Annotated in this window: 12 protein-coding genes and 3 tRNA genes; 6 read left to right on the top strand and 9 right to left on the bottom strand. The window is 53.2% G+C overall.

Annotation, left to right across the window (positions count from 1 at the left end):
• Position 1: 1 nt before the first annotated feature.
• Both rnr and ACT3R4_RS05500 read right to left on the bottom strand, forming a co-directional pair.
• Positions 2–2,392, bottom strand: coding sequence for a ribonuclease R (rnr, locus tag ACT3R4_RS05505; RefSeq protein WP_441678275.1), 2,391 nt, complete (start codon positions 2,390–2,392; stop codon positions 2–4).
• On the bottom strand, positions 2,389–2,616 hold the full coding sequence (locus ACT3R4_RS05500) for a hypothetical protein (RefSeq protein ID WP_441678273.1): 228 nt from the start codon (positions 2,614–2,616) through the stop codon (positions 2,389–2,391). Before ACT3R4_RS05500 ends, rnr begins: the two co-directional genes overlap by 4 nt.
• Before the next feature lie 33 nt (positions 2,617–2,649).
• Between ACT3R4_RS05500 and ACT3R4_RS05495 the strand changes: the two genes are divergently transcribed.
• The 3 genes from ACT3R4_RS05495 to ACT3R4_RS05485 all read left to right on the top strand — a co-directional run bounded on the left by ACT3R4_RS05495 (position 2,650) and on the right by ACT3R4_RS05485 (position 3,029).
• A tRNA-Leu gene (locus tag ACT3R4_RS05495) sits at positions 2,650–2,736 on the top strand.
• A gap of 78 nt (positions 2,737–2,814) precedes the next feature.
• Positions 2,815–2,901: transfer RNA gene (locus tag ACT3R4_RS05490), tRNA-Leu, on the top strand.
• Positions 2,902–2,942: 41 nt separating this feature from the next.
• Positions 2,943–3,029, top strand: a tRNA-Leu gene (locus ACT3R4_RS05485).
• A gap of 195 nt (positions 3,030–3,224) precedes the next feature.
• Here ACT3R4_RS05485 and ACT3R4_RS05480 read toward each other — a convergent pair.
• Entirely contained in the window at positions 3,225–4,088 is an 864-nt protein-coding gene (locus tag ACT3R4_RS05480; RefSeq protein ID WP_193057060.1) for a DNA/RNA non-specific endonuclease, read from the bottom strand.
• 81 nt (positions 4,089–4,169) lie between these two features.
• Positions 4,170–4,445, bottom strand: a complete 276-nt coding sequence (locus ACT3R4_RS05475) for an Lrp/AsnC family transcriptional regulator (protein ID WP_172116086.1) — start codon at positions 4,443–4,445, stop codon at positions 4,170–4,172.
• A gap of 277 nt (positions 4,446–4,722) precedes the next feature.
• Here ACT3R4_RS05475 and ACT3R4_RS05470 point away from each other — a divergent pair, with 277 nt between their 5' ends.
• The gene (locus ACT3R4_RS05470; RefSeq protein WP_441678271.1) at positions 4,723–5,037 is read left to right on the top strand and encodes a high-potential iron-sulfur protein; all 315 of its coding nucleotides are present in this window, start codon (positions 4,723–4,725) and stop codon (positions 5,035–5,037) included.
• A gap of 65 nt (positions 5,038–5,102) precedes the next feature.
• On the opposite strand, the gene ACT3R4_RS05465 is transcribed toward ACT3R4_RS05470, so the two are convergent.
• From ACT3R4_RS05465 to ACT3R4_RS05445, 5 genes are all read right to left on the bottom strand, one after another.
• Entirely contained in the window at positions 5,103–6,665 is a 1,563-nt protein-coding gene (locus ACT3R4_RS05465; RefSeq protein WP_441678269.1) for a SpoVR family protein, read from the bottom strand.
• Positions 6,666–6,690: 25 nt separating this feature from the next.
• Entirely contained in the window at positions 6,691–7,980 is a 1,290-nt protein-coding gene (locus tag ACT3R4_RS05460) for a YeaH/YhbH family protein (protein WP_192528215.1), read from the bottom strand.
• A gap of 40 nt (positions 7,981–8,020) precedes the next feature.
• Positions 8,021–9,943, bottom strand: coding sequence for a PrkA family serine protein kinase (locus ACT3R4_RS05455; RefSeq protein WP_441678267.1), 1,923 nt, complete (start codon positions 9,941–9,943; stop codon positions 8,021–8,023).
• Positions 9,944–10,313: 370 nt separating this feature from the next.
• Complete coding sequence (locus tag ACT3R4_RS05450; protein WP_087108506.1) at positions 10,314–11,369, bottom strand: threonine aldolase family protein; 1,056 nt, start codon at positions 11,367–11,369, stop codon at positions 10,314–10,316.
• Between the two features lie 144 nt (positions 11,370–11,513).
• Positions 11,514–13,535, bottom strand: a complete 2,022-nt coding sequence (locus ACT3R4_RS05445; protein ID WP_441678265.1) for an FAD-dependent oxidoreductase — start codon at positions 13,533–13,535, stop codon at positions 11,514–11,516.
• Between the two features lie 159 nt (positions 13,536–13,694).
• Between ACT3R4_RS05445 and ACT3R4_RS05440 the strand changes: the two genes are divergently transcribed.
• Both ACT3R4_RS05440 and ACT3R4_RS05435 read left to right on the top strand, forming a co-directional pair.
• Positions 13,695–14,606, top strand: coding sequence for a DMT family transporter (locus tag ACT3R4_RS05440; RefSeq protein WP_441678263.1), 912 nt, complete (start codon positions 13,695–13,697; stop codon positions 14,604–14,606).
• A 47-nt stretch (positions 14,607–14,653) separates the two neighbouring features.
• Positions 14,654–16,219 (top strand): GNAT family N-acetyltransferase, encoded by a 1,566-nt coding sequence (locus ACT3R4_RS05435; protein WP_441678261.1) that lies wholly within the window; start codon positions 14,654–14,656, stop codon positions 16,217–16,219.
• Positions 16,220–16,359 lie beyond the last annotated feature (140 nt).

Below are 16,359 nucleotides of genomic sequence, written 5' to 3'. Positions count from 1 at the left end.
CTTAACTTCTCCTGGGCGTTGACTGACGCGTACGTCGCGGGCCACGACGCGTAGATGGCTTATCTTTCTTGGGCGCAGCGTCGCTCTTGGGAGCGGCCGCTTCATTAGTGTCGCCACTGCGGCGTTTACGCGGCTGGCGGCGCGGGCGAGGCTTATCGTCGGTCAAACTGAAATCAATTTTCCGGTCGTCCATATCGACGCGCGCCACTTGCACCGTCAAGCCATCACCCAAGCGATAGGTGGTTCCGGTACGCTCGCCTTTCAGGCGATGCTTCTCTGCCTCATAGTGATAATAATCCGACGGCAGCGACGTCACATGCACCAGGCCTTCGACATAGAACGCATCCAGACGCACAAACAAGCCAAACTGGGTAACCGACGCAATCGTGCCTTCAAAGGTTTCGCCCAGCTTGTCGGACATAAACTCGCACTTCAGCCAGCTTTCTACATCACGGGTCGCTTCATCGGCGCGACGCTCAGTCATTGAGCAGTGTTCGCCAAGTTCAAGCATCTGCTCAAATGTATAAGGGCACCATTTGCTCGGCGGATCGACCGGCGCTCCGTCAACGCGCACGACGGTATTGGTTTGACGCGGCCCCCGGATGACCGAACGAATGGCACGATGCACGAGCAGATCAGGATAACGACGAATCGGCGACGTAAAGTGCGCATACGCCTGATATGCCAAGCCGAAGTGACCTTCATTCTGCGGTGAGTACACCGCCTGGTTCATGGAGCGCAGCATGACTGTCTGGATAATATCGGCATCAGGGCGATCAACAATTGCCTCTCGTAGTGCCTGATAATCCTGCGGCGTAGGCATATCGCCGCCACCCACGGAAAGGCCCAATTCGTTCAGGAACAAGCGCAGCTTATCCAACCGCTCAGGCGTTGGCCGCTCATGAATACGGTACAATGCGGGCAGGTCGTGCTTATCAAGAAAACGTGCGGTTGCAACGTTCGCGGCCAGCATGCACTCTTCAATTAACTTGTGCGCATCGTTACGCTTACGCGGCACAATTTTTTCGATCTTGCGCTCGTCATTGAAGATGATCGCCGTTTCAGTGGTATCAAAATCAATCGCGCCACGCGCTTCACGAGCCCCGCGTAGCAAGTGATAAAGCTCATGCAGGTTTTGCAGCGGCTTCACCAGCTCGCGGTGTTCCTCACGCAGCGCATTGCCCTCTTCGCTCTCGTTATCAAGCATCGCCGCCACTTTGTTATAGGTGAGGCGAGCATGAGAGTTCATCACGGCTTCATAGAAGGAGTAGCGACTGATCGCCCCGGTCTTGGAGATATTCATCTCGCAGACCATGACCAGGCGATCCACGTTCGGATTGAGCGAGCAAAGACCGTTGGATAAAAGCTCCGGCAGCATGGGCACCACCTGCCCCGGAAAATACACCGAGTTACCCCGCGTGCGGGCTTCATTATCCAGCGCCGTTCCCGGACGCACATAGTGAGAGACATCCGCAATCGCGACTAATAGCTTCCAACTGCCTGACTTGGTTTGCCACGCGCACACGGCATCATCAAAGTCCTTGGCAGACTCATCATCAATCGTAACCAGCGGTGTATCTCGCAGGTCAACGCGATGCTTTTTATCTTCCTCCAGCACTTCCGCTGAAATGCCGCTGGTTTGATCCAGCACCTCAGGCGGAAATTCAGCAGGAATATCGTAGCTACGAATCGCAATATCGATTTCCATGCCAGGGTCCATACGCTCACCCAACACTTCAATCACTTCACCCACAGGCTGCACGCGGGTAGCCGGCTGCTGAACAATTCTGGCCGAAATCACCTGGCCATCCTTCGCCCCAGCGCTGGCACTGTGAGGAATAATAACTTCCTGAGTAATACGTGGATTTTCAGGAATCAGTATGCCAAATTCCGGCGTATTGCTGCGATATACACCCACCATTGTTTGCGTATTGCGGGCGATTACATCGGCAATGGTCGCTTCGTCGCGGCCACGGCGGTCTGTGCCGCTGATACGGACCAATACATGGTCACCGCTGAACACGCGACGCATCTGGCGAGGAGGTAACAACAGATCTGGTTTTTTACCATCATCACGAATCAAGAAGCCAAAACCGTCCCGGTGCCCCAGTACGCTGCCCTTGATCAAATCAAGCTTATCAATTAATGCATAAGCGCCGCGCCGGTCACGCAACACTTGACCATCACGCTCCATGGCCGCCATCCGGCGGCGAACGGCCTCAAGGTGATCTTCGTCCTCGATGCCCAGCATGCGGCTCATATTTTCATGGGTAATCGGTTTGCCGTACGTTTCCAACGCCGCTAACAGATACTCACGACTAGGCGCCGGATTATCATATTTTTGCGCCTCGCGCTCGGCGTGCGGATCATCACTCAACGTCCAATACTTCATGCGATCGACATCCTTAATTGCATTTGCGGGAGGCGGACAAAAACAGCAGCGGATAGTCGCTGCAGGTAGGGATAGTCAGCGACTGCGTTAATAAGCAGTAAGCTGAAAAACGTCATATTTTGTTTGGTCATGGGGCCAGTATAGCGCTGCATGTTCCATGACCCAACCACCTTAAGCAGCAATTGTGCAATTTGCGCCATAAAATTATCTTTCAGGTCTTGCATTTAACCAGCACCCCGGTATCATACGCGCCACTTGCCCAGATGGCGGAATTGGTAGACGCGCTAGCTTCAGGTGCTAGTGTCCGTATGGACGTGGAGGTTCAAGTCCTCTTCTGGGCACCATGTTTTCTCATGTTATCCTCTTTTCATGAGTAGCGGGTGCAGCGGCAAGTTGATGTGGTTGATGCTTGATATGTATTCGCCCAGGTGGCGGAATTGGTAGACGCGCTAGCTTCAGGTGCTAGTGTCCGTATGGACGTGGAGGTTCAAGTCCTCTCCTGGGCACCATACGAATACAATCAGCAAAATACCCGCAGTACAAATGATGCGCCCAGGTGGCGGAATTGGTAGACGCGCTAGCTTCAGGTGCTAGTGTCCGTATGGACGTGGAGGTTCAAGTCCTCTCCTGGGCACCATTACGTTGGTCCCGTCCGCATCATTGAACAATCCTTTCTATTATTAATCCCCATATTTTGAATATTGTGCCTACGTTTGCGTTGTTCTACTACGTCGTATTTAGCCTCCTTATTTCGTCGATATTACTGAGGGCTTTCCCCCCCCCCAGCTGAAGCACATTAAATAGTCCACTTACGCTAATCAAAAACGTTACGCTACTGAAAACGCCCAGGTCGCCGTGCGACCTCCTCCAGTGCCCACCCTTGCGTACGCAACTCACCTTCCAGCACGGTTTCCATTTCGGGTGTCAGGTCCGGGAAAAAATTAAGCCCGGTACGCGCTTCTATGTCATTAATAGTGACCAGGTAATCATCTAACGGTTCGTTGCCGCGAACGTCCTGGGGCATGATGAACGCCAGCGCGAGCGGTGCCTCATCGTGTGGGGCAACAATAATCTTATAGAACGCCTCTGGCACTTCGACAAAACCCACCCGATTAAACACATTATCCATAAAATGTTCAGGGAATATCGGCCCGGTAATCACCTGTACGCGATCAAAACGCGGCGCAAAGTGATTGATCACCGACTCCTCCAACCGCTGCCACAGCTGACGATTTAGATTAGGCCGCTGCGGCGTCATGTTACTCATCAAAAACGTATCAACCTGGGCATCGCGCCCGTGCACTGCGGCAATGGCATAGTTAGGTGCCATATGTCCCCGGTCATAGCCACTCCGGGCATAGCTGTCGGTTTTTACCGGCCAGAGGGTCCGCCAATCCGCTTGAAAACTGGGCCGTGAGCCAATCTGGGTCCCTTCCGGCACCGCCTCCAGCTGGTAACTCACCCACAGCGGGTTAACACGCACATCCGACCAGCCAACTAAATAGCCCTCATTGCGTAATACGCGGTGAAACGTGGTGGGATGAAAACTCTCCCACGTGGGAACGCCCATCCAGGTATACGCATCCTGATGCTGACGCTCCTGAAACTCCCATAACCCCGCTCCCGCGACCACAAACAGCAAAGCGACGCCCAGACGTCGCCCCTCTCGACGCCAGCGCCAAAACGATATCCCCACGTTCCCCTACTCCCCACACGCTAATTTTTATCGCCCGCTTATGACACGCGGCCATTGCGGTGGCCGGTGCCTATGTCCACATTACCAGCCTAGTGAAAACATGGTTTCAAGGTCGTGGCGTGAATGTACCTGCATGGCGTTAAGCGTTTCCGTATCGCTGATCCCCTCAACCTCGTTAAGGCGCTCGGTCACCAGCTCAGCCAGGCTTTCAAAATTCGGGGTACGTGCAATGGCTACCAGGTCATAACGCCCACAGGTGGAGTACACCTCACTAATGCCTTCCACGTCCGCTAAACGCTCTGCTACTGCTTTGACCTGGCCTTTTTCAGTATTAATTAAAATAACTGCGTTTTGCATAGCGCCCTCACTAAAAAAATGTAAGTGATACCGAGGCCTATCGTCATTTTACTCACACCGTCTACACCTGTTTAGTGGCGTAATACGCAAGAAAAACGTCAACAGCCGCCAAAGCGTGGAGTATAACAGGCCTGGTTAAATCCGCAGCCTGGACACGAAATCTCTCTAAATCCTTGCCTTGAACGAAGAAGTCGCGCACCACGCATCTATTCGTTAGCATGGATGGATAACAACGCGATATTTAGGGTCAAATGAGAGTGACCTATAAGGAGAGACCATGGCTAATCAGAGCCGCCGTCATTTTATACGCACCAGTGTATGGGGGCTGGCAACCCTCCCCTTGGGCATCGGTATTTTATCGAGAACGGCCTTTGCTCAATCGCTACCTCGCCTTGCCCCTTCAGCACCCAGTGCCCAAGCGCTGAACTATGTTGAAAAAGCGAGTGATGCCAGCGACCACCCTGCTTATACATCAGGTGAACGGTGCGACAACTGCATGTTTTATACCTCTGCTAATCAAGGCTGCCAGCTGTTTCCTGAAAACAGCGTTGAACCTGGTGGCTGGTGTCAATCCTGGGTGGCTCAGGGGTAAGGCTGCTAAACATCCCTGCCAAACGCAGGGACTTTTCACTGTACTCACCGGTAAGCGGTGACCATTTACGGGTTGTCTTTACTTTCCTCCTCTATGGGCCAACGGTAGCGATGCGTCACCCGCCCTTCATCCATGGAAACCAGGCGTACGGGGAACCCCCAAAGCTCATGCAGGTGCCGAATAACCGGGTAGGCACTACGCCCAAGGGGGCGGCGACCGTCCTGCACGTGGTGCAGTGTTAATGAGCGATCGCCCCGGATATCAGCCTCAACCACTTGAATATTTGGCTCTTTCACCGACAGCGCGTACTGAGTAGAAAGCGCATCGCGCACCCGGCGATAGCCCTGTTCATTATGAATAGCCGCAACTTCGAGTGTTTCCGACTGATCATCATCCACAATTAAAAATAGCTTAAGGTCGCGCATTACCTTGGGCGACAGAAACTGCTGAATAAACGACTCATCCTTAAAGTTGCGCATAGCAAATTCAAGCGTACTACGCCAAGGCGTACCCGCAATATCAGCAAACCACTGATAATCCTCCTCGGTCGGTGCTTCGCATATCCGTTTGATGTCCATAAAGATGGCAAACCCCAACGCATACGGATTGATACCGTTGAAGTAAGGACTATCAAAGTCAGGTTGATTAATGACCGCGGCGTGAGACTGCAAGAACTCAAGCATCAGACCTTCATCAACATCGCCTTCGTCATACAAGCGATTCATCAACGTGTAATGCCAAAAGCATGCCCACCCCTCATTCATGACCTGAGTTTGGCGCTGGGGGTAAAAATACTGCGCCAGCTTGCGCACAATACGTACTATTTCACGCTGCCAAGGGGCCAATAACGGGGCATTTTTTTCAATAAAATAGAGCAGATTTTCCTGAGGCTCCGGCGGGTAAATTCCGCCGCTGTGCAGTCCTAGCGGATCGTTGTCGCTGTTAAGGCTACCAGGCAGCGGTGACGCATTGTCAGGCGGCTCAGGAATCGTACGCCACAACATATTCACTTGCGTTTGCAGGTAGGCTTCCCGTTCATCCTGGCGCCTGGCCTCCTCTTCAGCCGAGATCGGCGAAGGTCGCTTATAGCGGTCAACGCCGTAATTTTGCAGCGCGTGACACGCATCCAACAGTTGCTCAACCGCATGAACGCCGTGGCGCTCTTCGCATTTAGCAATGTAGTGACGTGCAAACACCAGATAATCAACGATCGATTCGGCATCGGTCCAGGTACGAAACAAATAATTGCCCTTGAAGAAGGAATTATGCCCATAGCAGGCATGCGCCATGACCAGCACCTGCATCATCAGGGTGTTCTCTTCCATCAAATAGGCAATGCAAGGGTTGGAATTAATCACCAACTCGTATGCCAAGCCCATTTGGCCCCGCTTGTAAGCTTGCTCAACGGCCAGAAACTGCTTACCAAACGACCAGTGATAGTAGCCCACCGGCATGCCCACACTGGCGTAAGCATCCATCATCTGTTCGGTGGTGATGACTTCTATTTGGTTGGGGTACGTATCCAGGCGGTACTCGTCGGCAAGCGCAGCCAGCTTGTCGTTAAAGTGCTCCAGAATACTAAAATTCCAGTCAGAACCAGTCGCAATGGGCTTTTGGGACGCATTCATAGCGTACTCCTCAACACGCACGCGTTTAGCGCGCTTGATTCAAGCGGCGTTTAAACAGCTCACGAAAAACAGGGTAAATATCACTGGCTTCGACAATTTGGCGCATCGTAAAGCGTTCAGGAAAGTGTTCAGCGACGTTCTGGTACTCATGCCAAAGCGACTGATGATCGTGAGGGGTAATTTCTACATACGCGTAGTACTGAAGTTGAGGCATCAGCTTTTTAATCAGTAAATTGCGGCAGGTATTGGAATCATCGTCCCAATTGTCGCCATCCGATGCCTGAGCCACGTATAGATTCCACTGCTCAGCGGGATAGCGCTTTTGAATAATGTTATCCACCAGCGTGAGTGCGCTTGAGACAATGGTGCCGCCCGTTTCGCGGGAGTAAAAGAACTCCTCCTCACTCACTTCTTTTGCGGCTGTATGGTGGCGGACAAACACCAGTTCGACCTTTTCGTAGTGTTTCTCTAAAAAAAGATAAAGCAGCAGAAAAAACCGCTTCGCAATGTCTTTATGGTTCTGTGTCATGGAGCCTGAAACATCCATGACACAGAACATTACCGCCTGGCTTGAGGGCTGAGGCTGCGCTGCCAACTGGTGATAGCGCAAATCGTAGGTATCAATAAACGGCACTGCCTCGATGCGTTTCTTTAAACGCTCGATGTCAGCTTTCAGTTCAGCCACCCGTGCCGGATTACGTAGCACGCTGTCCTTGCGCTCTTCTGCCTCCAGTGCTTGCTCAGCTTCTTTTAGCGCTCGCTTGATCGGTGCTCGCATGGCAATACGGCGGGCGTAGGCCTCCCGCATGGAACGCGTAATACTGATACGCGAGGGCACGCCATCCCGGGAAAGGCCCGCGCGCACCATTTTCACTTCTTCCAATGATTTAAGCGGCTTACGCTGCAGGTGCGGAAGCTCCAAGCCATCGAAAACAAACTCTAAAAACTCCTCCCGGCTAAGCGTAAACGCAAACTCGTCGTTACCTTCGCCTTGGTCAGAAGCATTCCCTTCACCCGCGCCGCCTCCGCCGACTTGGCCACTGGGGCGGCGAATCCTGTCGCCCTGTAGAAACTCTTTATTACCCGGCGAGACGATATTGCGCGCCCCACCAGGGCCATGCTGAAACACCGGCTCGGAAATGTCCTTGGTGGGGATAGAAATTTTTTCACCGCGCTCCATATCAGTAATGGAGCGGCGGTTAACCGCCTCTTCAACAGAGCGCTTGATATGCTGACGGTAGCGCTCCAAAAAGCGCTGACGGTTAACCGCGCTCTTATGTTTAGCGTTAGGTCTTCGATCAATAAAGTAGGTCATACGACCTCCTTAACCCAAAGGGCCTTTTCAGTACCGGCGCTTACTGCGACTTGCGCACGCGCAGGTACCACTCGGAAAGCAGACGCACCTGCTTCTCGGTATAGCCGCGCTCCACCATCCGAGCGACGAAGTCCTCGTGCTTTTTCTGGTCCGACTTTGAGGCCTTGGCGTTAAACGAGATGACCGGCAAAAGCTCTTCGGTATTGGCAAACATCTTGTGTTCAATAACCCCTTTAAGCTTCTCATACGACTGCCAGCTGGGATTCATGCCATTGTTCTGGGCACGCGCTCGCAGCACAAAGTTAACCACTTCATGACGGAAGTCCTTGGGATTGGAGATGCCCGCTGGCTTCTCAATTTTTTCAAGCTCTTCATTTAGCGATTGGCGATTCAACTGCTCGCCGGTATCCGGGTCGCGGTACTCCTGGTCTTGAATCCAGAAATCGGCATAGGTCACATAGCGATCAAAAATATTCTGCCCATACTCGCTGTAGGATTCGAGATAAGCCGTCTGGATCTCTTTGCCAATAAACTCCACATAGCGCGGAGCCAAAAACTCTTTAATAAAGCCCAGATAACGCTCAAATACTTCAGAGGGCAGTTGCTCACGCTCAAGCGCTTGCTCCAGCACATACAGCAGATGCACCGGGTTAGCGGCAACTTCGGTGCTGTCAAAGTTAAACACCTTGGAAAGAATCTTGAACGCAAAACGAGTGGAGAGTCCTTGCATGCCTTCGTCCACACCTGCCGCATCGCGGTACTCTTGTATCGACTTGGCACGCGGGTCGGTATCTTTTAGATTTTCGCCATCGTACACGCGCATTTTGGAGTAGATACTGGAGTTCTCGGGCACTTTTAACCGAGACAGCACCGAGAATTGTGCCAGCATGCGCAGCGTATCGGGCGCGCAGGGTGCGGCATTGAGGGAGGAGTCTTCCAGTAGCTTTTGATAGATTTTGATCTCTTCAGATACTCGCAAGCAGTAAGGCACTTTGACGATATATACGCGGTCAAGAAAGGCCTCGTTGTTGCGGTTATTGCGAAATGCCTGCCACTCGGATTCGTTGGAGTGCGCCAGGATAATGCCATCAAACGGAATGGCGCCCATCCCCTCCGTTGGGTTGTAATTCCCCTCTTGGGTGGCGGTTAACAGCGGATGTAGCACCTTGATCGGCGCCTTAAACATCTCAACGAATTCCATTAACCCTTGGTTAGCGCGGCAAAGCCCGCCCGAGAAGCTATAAGCATCCGGGTCATCCTGGGAGTAAAGCTCAAGCTGGCGGATATCGACTTTACCCACTAACGAGGAGATATCCTGGTTATTCTCGTCACCCGGTTCCGTTTTAGAAATTGCTATCTGGTGCAGCCGCGAAGGATAAAGACGCACTACACGAAACTGGGAAATATCGCCGCCGTACTCTTTTAAACGCTTGGCGGCCCAAGGGGACATCACACTTTTCAGATAGCGCGGCGCAATCCCATACTCTTTTTCAAGCAGCTCGCTATCCTCTTCAGGTGAGAACAGCCCAAGCGGCGACTCATAAACGGGTGAGCCTTTAATGGCGTAAAAAGGGATGCGCTCCATTAGCAGTTTTAAGCGCTCCGCAAGTGATGATTTACCGCCACCCACCGGCCCCAGCAGATAGAGAATCTGCTTGCGCTCCTCAAGCCCTTGGGCGGCATGACGGAAGTAAGCCACGATCTGCTCAATGGCCTCCTCCATACCATGAAACTCAGCAAAAACCGGGTAGCGGCGTATCACCTTATTGGAAAAAATACGCGATAAGCGCGGGTCCTTTGCCGTATCAATAACAGCAGGCTCGCCGATGGCATCCAGCATGCGCTCCGCGGCGCTGGCATAAACCGTTGGGTCACGACGACAAAGCGCCAGATACTCTTCCAAACTCATGTCTTCTTGCTGCACGCGGGCAAAACGGTCTTGAACGTGGTCAAAGATGCTCATGAAACCCTCCTATGGCCATCCCCAGGCAATCACCACCCGGATGAATATTTTATTGTGGTGAGCCGAACGAGGTGTCGCTCTATTAGCGTAGCCAGCATTAGCAAAATGTGATGACTAAAACTTCAACGCTAACATGTGATACGCATAGGCATACGCCAGAAAAGTCCCGCACTTCAAAGGCAGGATGTTGATACAACAGGGTTTTAACCAAAAAGCACTTCATCAGAAACGTTTAACGATTCTCTAATGATCAACATTGGCATGGCGGGCCAGGCGTCACGCCCTTTTATTGAACGTCTACAAAAAACCGCCGCTGCGTGTGCAGAGGCGGTAAAAAAAGCGATACGCCTGAAAACTCCAGAGTCTCTTACTATCCAGAATGCTGTTCAAGAGCAATTTTGACATCCGCGATAAGTAAATCCAGTAATTCAACGGTGGTATTCCAGGCACATACAAAGCGTGCTCCTCCGGCGCCAATAAACGTATAGAAGGTCCACCCCTTGGCTTTTAGGGCGCTAATTGCATGGGCTGGCAACTCAACAAAGACGCTGTTTGCCTGGGCAGGAAACATCAACGACACGCCAGGCAGCGCTTGCAGCCCTTGCGTTAAATATTGTGCCATTGCGTTAGCATGTTGAGCATTGGTGAGCCACGCCCCGCTCTCCAAAAGGCCCAACCACGGCGCTGATATATAGCGCATTTTGGATGCCAACTGACCTGCCTGCTTGCAGCGATACGAAAAATCTTCTGCCAGCTCGCGATTAAAGAACAAAATCGCCTCGCCCATCGCCAAGCCATTTTTAGTCCCAGAAAAACACAGTGCATCAACACCTACCTGCCAGGTCAGCTCGGCAGGCGTAGCATTCAAGCTGGCACAAGCATTGGCAAACCGAGCGCCATCCATGTGTAAGCGCAAATCATGCTTATCGGCAATGGCACGAATGGCCAGTAGTTCTTCGCGGGTATATACCGTTCCTACTTCGGTTGCTTGGGTCAGCGAAACCACTTTAGGTTTTGGGTAGTGAATATCGCTCCGCCGCGTCACCAGCGCCTCAATCCCCTCAGGGGTAAGCTTGCCATTCGCCCCTGGCGAGGTCAGCAGCTTGGCGCCATTGGAGAAGAACTCCGGGCCGCCGCACTCGTCGGTTTCAATATGCGCCAGCTCATGACAAATCACGCTATGGTAACTGCGCCCCATCGCAGAAAGCGCCAGTGAGTTAGCCGCAGTACCGTTAAAAACAAAAAACACTTCGCAGTCATAATCAAACATTTGACGAAAGCGGTTCGCCGCTCGCTCGGTCCAATGGTCATTGCCATACGCCAGGTCATCAACCTGATTAGCGTCCAGTAGATACGCCATGGCTTCCGGGCAAATACCAGAAGTGTTATCGCTGGCTAAAAAACGGGGGGTACACTCCGACGTCATGACAATTATCCTTATACCTCATATTGTTACAGCGCCAGCTGGGTGCCACTAGCGCCTTTAACATCACGTTATGCTTAATAAGGTGATGGATCAGTCAGTCTATCGTCATTTATGGACGAGCGTCACCCGCCACTATCAACGCGGTTAAAGCTGGGCAGCCAAGCGCATTCCCTGATCAATAGCGCGCTTGGCGTCAAGCTCTGCCGCCTCATCGGCACCGCCAATGATATGAATCTGTTTACCGAGCGCTTCAAGCGGCGCCACTAAATCACGCACCGATTCCTGCCCTGCGCATACCACCACCGTATCCACACCCAGCACGCTGTCCTCGCCATTGCGGCGAATATGCAGCCCATCATCATCAACTTTAAGGTACTCGCAGCCCGTCAAGGTCGAAACGCCGCGCGCCTTTAGCGAAGCCCGGTGTACCCAGCCAGTGGTTTTACCCAGGTACTTGCCAGGCTTTGAGGTTTTACGTTGTAGCATGACAATGTCACGTGCTACAGCGGGCGCCACAGGGGCTTTTAAACCGCCGCGTTCGCTAACGGCCAGGTCAACGCCCCACTCGTCGCACCAGGTATCGATATCAAGGGCCGGATGTTCTTCATGGGCCAAAAGCTCGGAAACGTCAAAACCAATACCGCCTGCCCCGATAACGGCAACCCGGCGGCCTACCCGTTCAGGGGATTCAATGGCATCGGCATAGCTCAGCACACTGGGGTGTTCAGCGCCGGGCAGCGACAGCGTGCGTGGGCGTACGCCGCTGGCAATAATAATATCGTCAAACTCAGCCAGTGCTTCTGGGATGGCACGGGTGTTCAAACGAATCTCTACCGCGTACTTTTCCAGCATTACGCGGTAGTAGCGTAGGGTTTCGTTAAACTCCTCTTTGCCTGGAATCCGGCGCGCGTAATTAAACTGCCCGCCCAGCGTGTCACGCTGCTCAAACAGCACTACGTGATGGCCACGGCTGGCGGCGGTAACGGCCGTGGCAAGCCCCGCTGGTCCACCGCCCACCACGGCCACGCGTTTAGGCGTGGTGGCGGGTTCAATCACAAGCTCGGTTTCATGGCAGGCGCGCGGATTAACTAAACAAGAGGTTAACTTGCCTGCAAAGGTGTGATCCAGGCAGGCCTGGTTACAGGCAATACAGGTATTGATTTCATCGGCCTGCCCCGCTTCGGCTTTACGCACCCACTCAGGATCCGCCAAAAACGGCCGCGCCATGGACACCATATCGGCGTGGCCTTCGGACAGCACCTGTTCGGCAATCTCTGGCATATTAATCCGATTAGTAGTGATCAGCGGCACCGAAAGCGCTGCTTTTACTCGCCGGGTCACTTCGGTAAAGGCGGCACGTGGCACGCTGGTGACAATCGTGGGCACCCTCGCTTCGTGCCAACCAATCCCGGTATTGATGATATCGGCACCTGCGGCTTCCACCGCCTGGCCAAGCGTAACGATCTCTTGCCACGTACTGCCGTCTTCCACCAGATCAATCATCGACAGACGAAAAATCACCACAAAGCGCTCGCCCACCGCCGCTCGAATGCGTTTAACAATTTCCAACGGAAAGCGCATGCGATGCTCAAAACTACCGCCCCAGGCATCGCTTCGCTGATTGGTACGCTGGCAGATAAACTGATTAATCAGATAGCCTTCCGAGCCCATTATTTCGACGCCGTCATAACCTGCCTGTTGCGCCAGGCATGCGCAGCGCACGTAGTCGGCAATTTGCTGCTCAACGTCGTCACTACTTAGTTCGCGGGGAGTAAACGGATTAATGGGTGCCTGAATTGCCGAGGGCGCCACCAATTCAGGCGAGTAGGCGTAGCGCCCCGCATGGAGAATCTGCATGCACAGATGCCCGCCTTCCGCGTGAACAGCCTCCACGACTTGACGATGCTCTGCCAGTTGGGTTTCATCGGTTAGCGCGTTGGCGCCCTGAAACACCGCGCCTTCCGGATTAGGGGCAATGCCCCCAGTGACGATTAAACTTACCCCGGCCCGCGCACGCTCAGCATAAAAAACCGCCAACCTTGCAAACCCATTGGGCGTCTCTTCCAGATTGGTATGCATGGAGCCCATTAAAATGCGATTGGGTAGCGTTAAATGGCCAATCGTAATTGGCTGAAAAAGATGCGGGTAAGCGGGCGCACGGGTCATTACGGTTCTCCTTGGCGTTATTCAAACAAGCGTATGACATCCAATCGCCGTCGTACAGCCCTTTACTACTTACCAGCGACGTTCAGGCCATCGCTTCTCAGTCTTGCTCATTGCGTTAAAGCACGTAACATTATCCGGCTAACGATAAGGAAAACCGCTATGCCGCTGATTTACTTTTTGCCGCCACTTGCCACCGTGCTGATCTGGTCGGGCAACATGACCATCAATCAGTTGACCGTAGGCGCTATTGCGCCGAGCAGCATCGCTTTTTTACGCTGGCTGTTGGCGCTAGCGGTGATGACACCCTTCGTGCTTCCGGCCGTGCTTCGTCATCGTGCGGAAATACGTCGCAACTGGCCGAAACTCGCCTTACTGGGCCTTTTAGGTATGGGGTTATGGCAAGGGCTGGCCTATGTTGCAGCGGAAACCACAACGGCTACCAACATGGGCATTCTAGCTGCGATGGTACCGCTTTTAACCGTGCTGCTGAGTGCGCTTATCCTGCGTGATCCGCCAACCCTGGGCGGCGTTATGGGGGGCGTGCTGGCCTTTATCGGCGTCACCGTGTTGCTGGGCCGCGGTAATCCCTTATCGCTTCTTCAGCTTGAAGTTGCCCATGGCGATGCGCTAATGGTGGTGGCAGCAAGCTGCTACGCGCTCTACGGCGTTATGCTAAAGCGTTGGAAAATGAACTTACCGCCTTGGGTAATGCTCTATGCTCAGGTATGTTTTGCGGTACTGTTTTTGCTGCCGCCCTATTTGATGGGGCCAATGACGCCTGTAGATAGCCAGAATATTGGGCTTATTCTCTATGCAGGCATTCCTGCCTCCGTCATTACCACATTTTTATGGATGCGCGCGGTCCGCCAAATTGGCGCTAACCAGGCGAGCATTTTTATCAACCTGATGCCTCTGTTCAGCGCACTGATTGCCATGGCGATGCTGGGCGAACAGGTGGCTGGCTTCCACTTTACCGGTGGACTTCTGATTCTGGCGGGCGTCATCATGGCGCAAACCTTGACGCGCCCACTGGTGGGAAACGTGTCGGTGAATAAGCCGGGCAGCGCCTAGCCATCATGCACTAGGCTGTTTTCTTTTTTATTCTGGAACCCCCTGATATGTCCCTGGAAGACCTGCATCTAAATGTGCGCAACCTGACGAGCGATGATTACGATCAGCTCAAGACATTGATGGACGCTGTCTATCATAATATTGGCGGCGCCTGGCCCCGTCACACCATCGACAAGCTGATTCAGGAGTTTCCCGACGGCCAGATCGCCATTGAAGATGACGGCAATCTGGTAGGCGTCGCACTAACGGTTCAGGTGGATTACGACGAGTTTTCCAACCCGCATAAATATGACGACCTGATTGGCCATCGTGAGATTATTCTCAACGATGAAAATGGCGATGCGATGTACGGGCTGGATGTGCTGATTCACCCGGACTACCGCGGCTACCGCCTGGGGCGGCGCCTTTACGAAGCACGCAAAGAGCTGTGTCGTTCGCATAACCTGCGCGCCATTTTGGCGGGTGGGCGCATTCCCGAATACTATCAGCATGCCGATGAGCTAACGCCGGCCCAGTACATCGAAAAAGTCTCTCGCAAGGAGATTTATGATCCCATTCTGTCGTTCCAGTTGGCTAACGACTTTCAAGTAAAACGCCTGCTGCGCAAATACCTGCCCGAAGATGAGCAGTCAAAGGGCTACGCGACCCTGCTCGAGTGGAACAATATTCTCTTTGAGCCTGCCGAAAACGTGCTGGATACGCGCCCGACCCAAGTGCGTGTTGGCGCCGTACAGTGGCAGATGCGTGAGTTTGCCTCGGTAGAAGCCGCCCTCCAGCAGATTGAGTATTTTGTCGACGCGCTTTCAGATTACCAGAGTGACTTTGCGGTTTTTCCGGAGCTGTTCACCACCCCGCTGATGGGCTTGCAAGACCGCGCCGCTCAGCAGGACCAAATGGCGGCGATACGTTTTCTGGCAGGCTTTACCGAACGCTTTAAAACCGAACTTTCACGCATGGCGGTCTCCTACAATATCAATATTGTTGGCGGCTCAATGATTGAAGTGGGCGAAAATGACCGGCTCTACAACGTTGCCTACCTCTTCCACCGCGATGGTGAAGTCGACAAGCAAGCCAAGCTGCATATCACTCCTCAGGAGCGTCGCGATTGGGTAATCGAAGGCGGTGACAACTTGCAGGTGTTTAACACCGATGCAGGCCGCGTGGGCATTTTGATCTGCTACGACGTGGAGTTCCCGGAACTCGGCCGTCTACTGGCCGACCAGGACATGGATATCCTGTTTGTGCCGTTCTGGACCGACACCAAGAATGGCTATCTGCGGGTTCGTCACTGTGGTCAGGCGCGCGCCATCGAGAACGAGTGCTACGTAGTGCTCTGCGGTAGCGTCGGCAACCTGCCCTCAATTGAAAACCTGGATATCCAGTACGCGCAGTCTGCGGTCTTTACCCCTTCTGACTTCGCCTTCCCCCACGATGCAGTGCTGGCGGAAACCACACCCAATACCGAGATGATTTTCTTCTCGGACCTGGATTTGACTCGCCTAACCGTGGTGCGCGCAGAAGGCTCGGTGACGAACCTGAAGGATCGCCGCAAGGACCTGTTTGATCTGCGCTGGCGCGACTGGTCATTGAAATCAGGCTCCATTGAAGTATAAGCGCGAGCTGGAAGCCCTATGCCAATAACCAAGTACGGACGCAATTCGGGTACATTTTAATAAATGAGACAGCCAACAAGCCCACGATTTAGTCGTGGGCTTGTTAGTTAGGGGATGTTTTTAATTCTCACATAGCCCGT

It is taken from the genome of Halomonas sp. AOP7-E1-9, assembly GCF_052376035.1.
GTDB lineage: Bacteria > Pseudomonadota > Gammaproteobacteria > Pseudomonadales > Halomonadaceae > Vreelandella > Vreelandella citrativorans.
Note: the sequence above shows the minus strand (reverse complement) of the source record. Positions and strands in the feature narration are given on the sequence as shown.

Coding starts and splice junctions, on each gene's coding strand:
- rnr (WP_441678275.1), bottom strand. CDS start 2,392: ATGAAGTATTGGACGTTGAGTGATGATCCGCACGCCGAGCGCGAGGCG.
- ACT3R4_RS05455 (WP_441678267.1), bottom strand. CDS start 9,943: ATGAGCATCTTTGACCACGTTCAAGACCGTTTTGCCCGCGTGCAGCAA.
- ACT3R4_RS05460 (WP_192528215.1), bottom strand. CDS start 7,980: ATGACCTACTTTATTGATCGAAGACCTAACGCTAAACATAAGAGCGCG.
- ACT3R4_RS05440 (WP_441678263.1), top strand. CDS start 13,695: ATGCCGCTGATTTACTTTTTGCCGCCACTTGCCACCGTGCTGATCTGG.
- ACT3R4_RS05465 (WP_441678269.1), bottom strand. CDS start 6,665: ATGAATGCGTCCCAAAAGCCCATTGCGACTGGTTCTGACTGGAATTTT.
- ACT3R4_RS05445 (WP_441678265.1), bottom strand. CDS start 13,535: ATGACCCGTGCGCCCGCTTACCCGCATCTTTTTCAGCCAATTACGATT.
- ACT3R4_RS05500 (WP_441678273.1), bottom strand. CDS start 2,616: ATGCAAGACCTGAAAGATAATTTTATGGCGCAAATTGCACAATTGCTG.
- ACT3R4_RS05435 (WP_441678261.1), top strand. CDS start 14,654: ATGTCCCTGGAAGACCTGCATCTAAATGTGCGCAACCTGACGAGCGAT.
- ACT3R4_RS05450 (WP_087108506.1), bottom strand. CDS start 11,369: ATGACGTCGGAGTGTACCCCCCGTTTTTTAGCCAGCGATAACACTTCT.
- ACT3R4_RS05475 (WP_172116086.1), bottom strand. CDS start 4,445: ATGCAAAACGCAGTTATTTTAATTAATACTGAAAAAGGCCAGGTCAAA.
- ACT3R4_RS05470 (WP_441678271.1), top strand. CDS start 4,723: ATGGCTAATCAGAGCCGCCGTCATTTTATACGCACCAGTGTATGGGGG.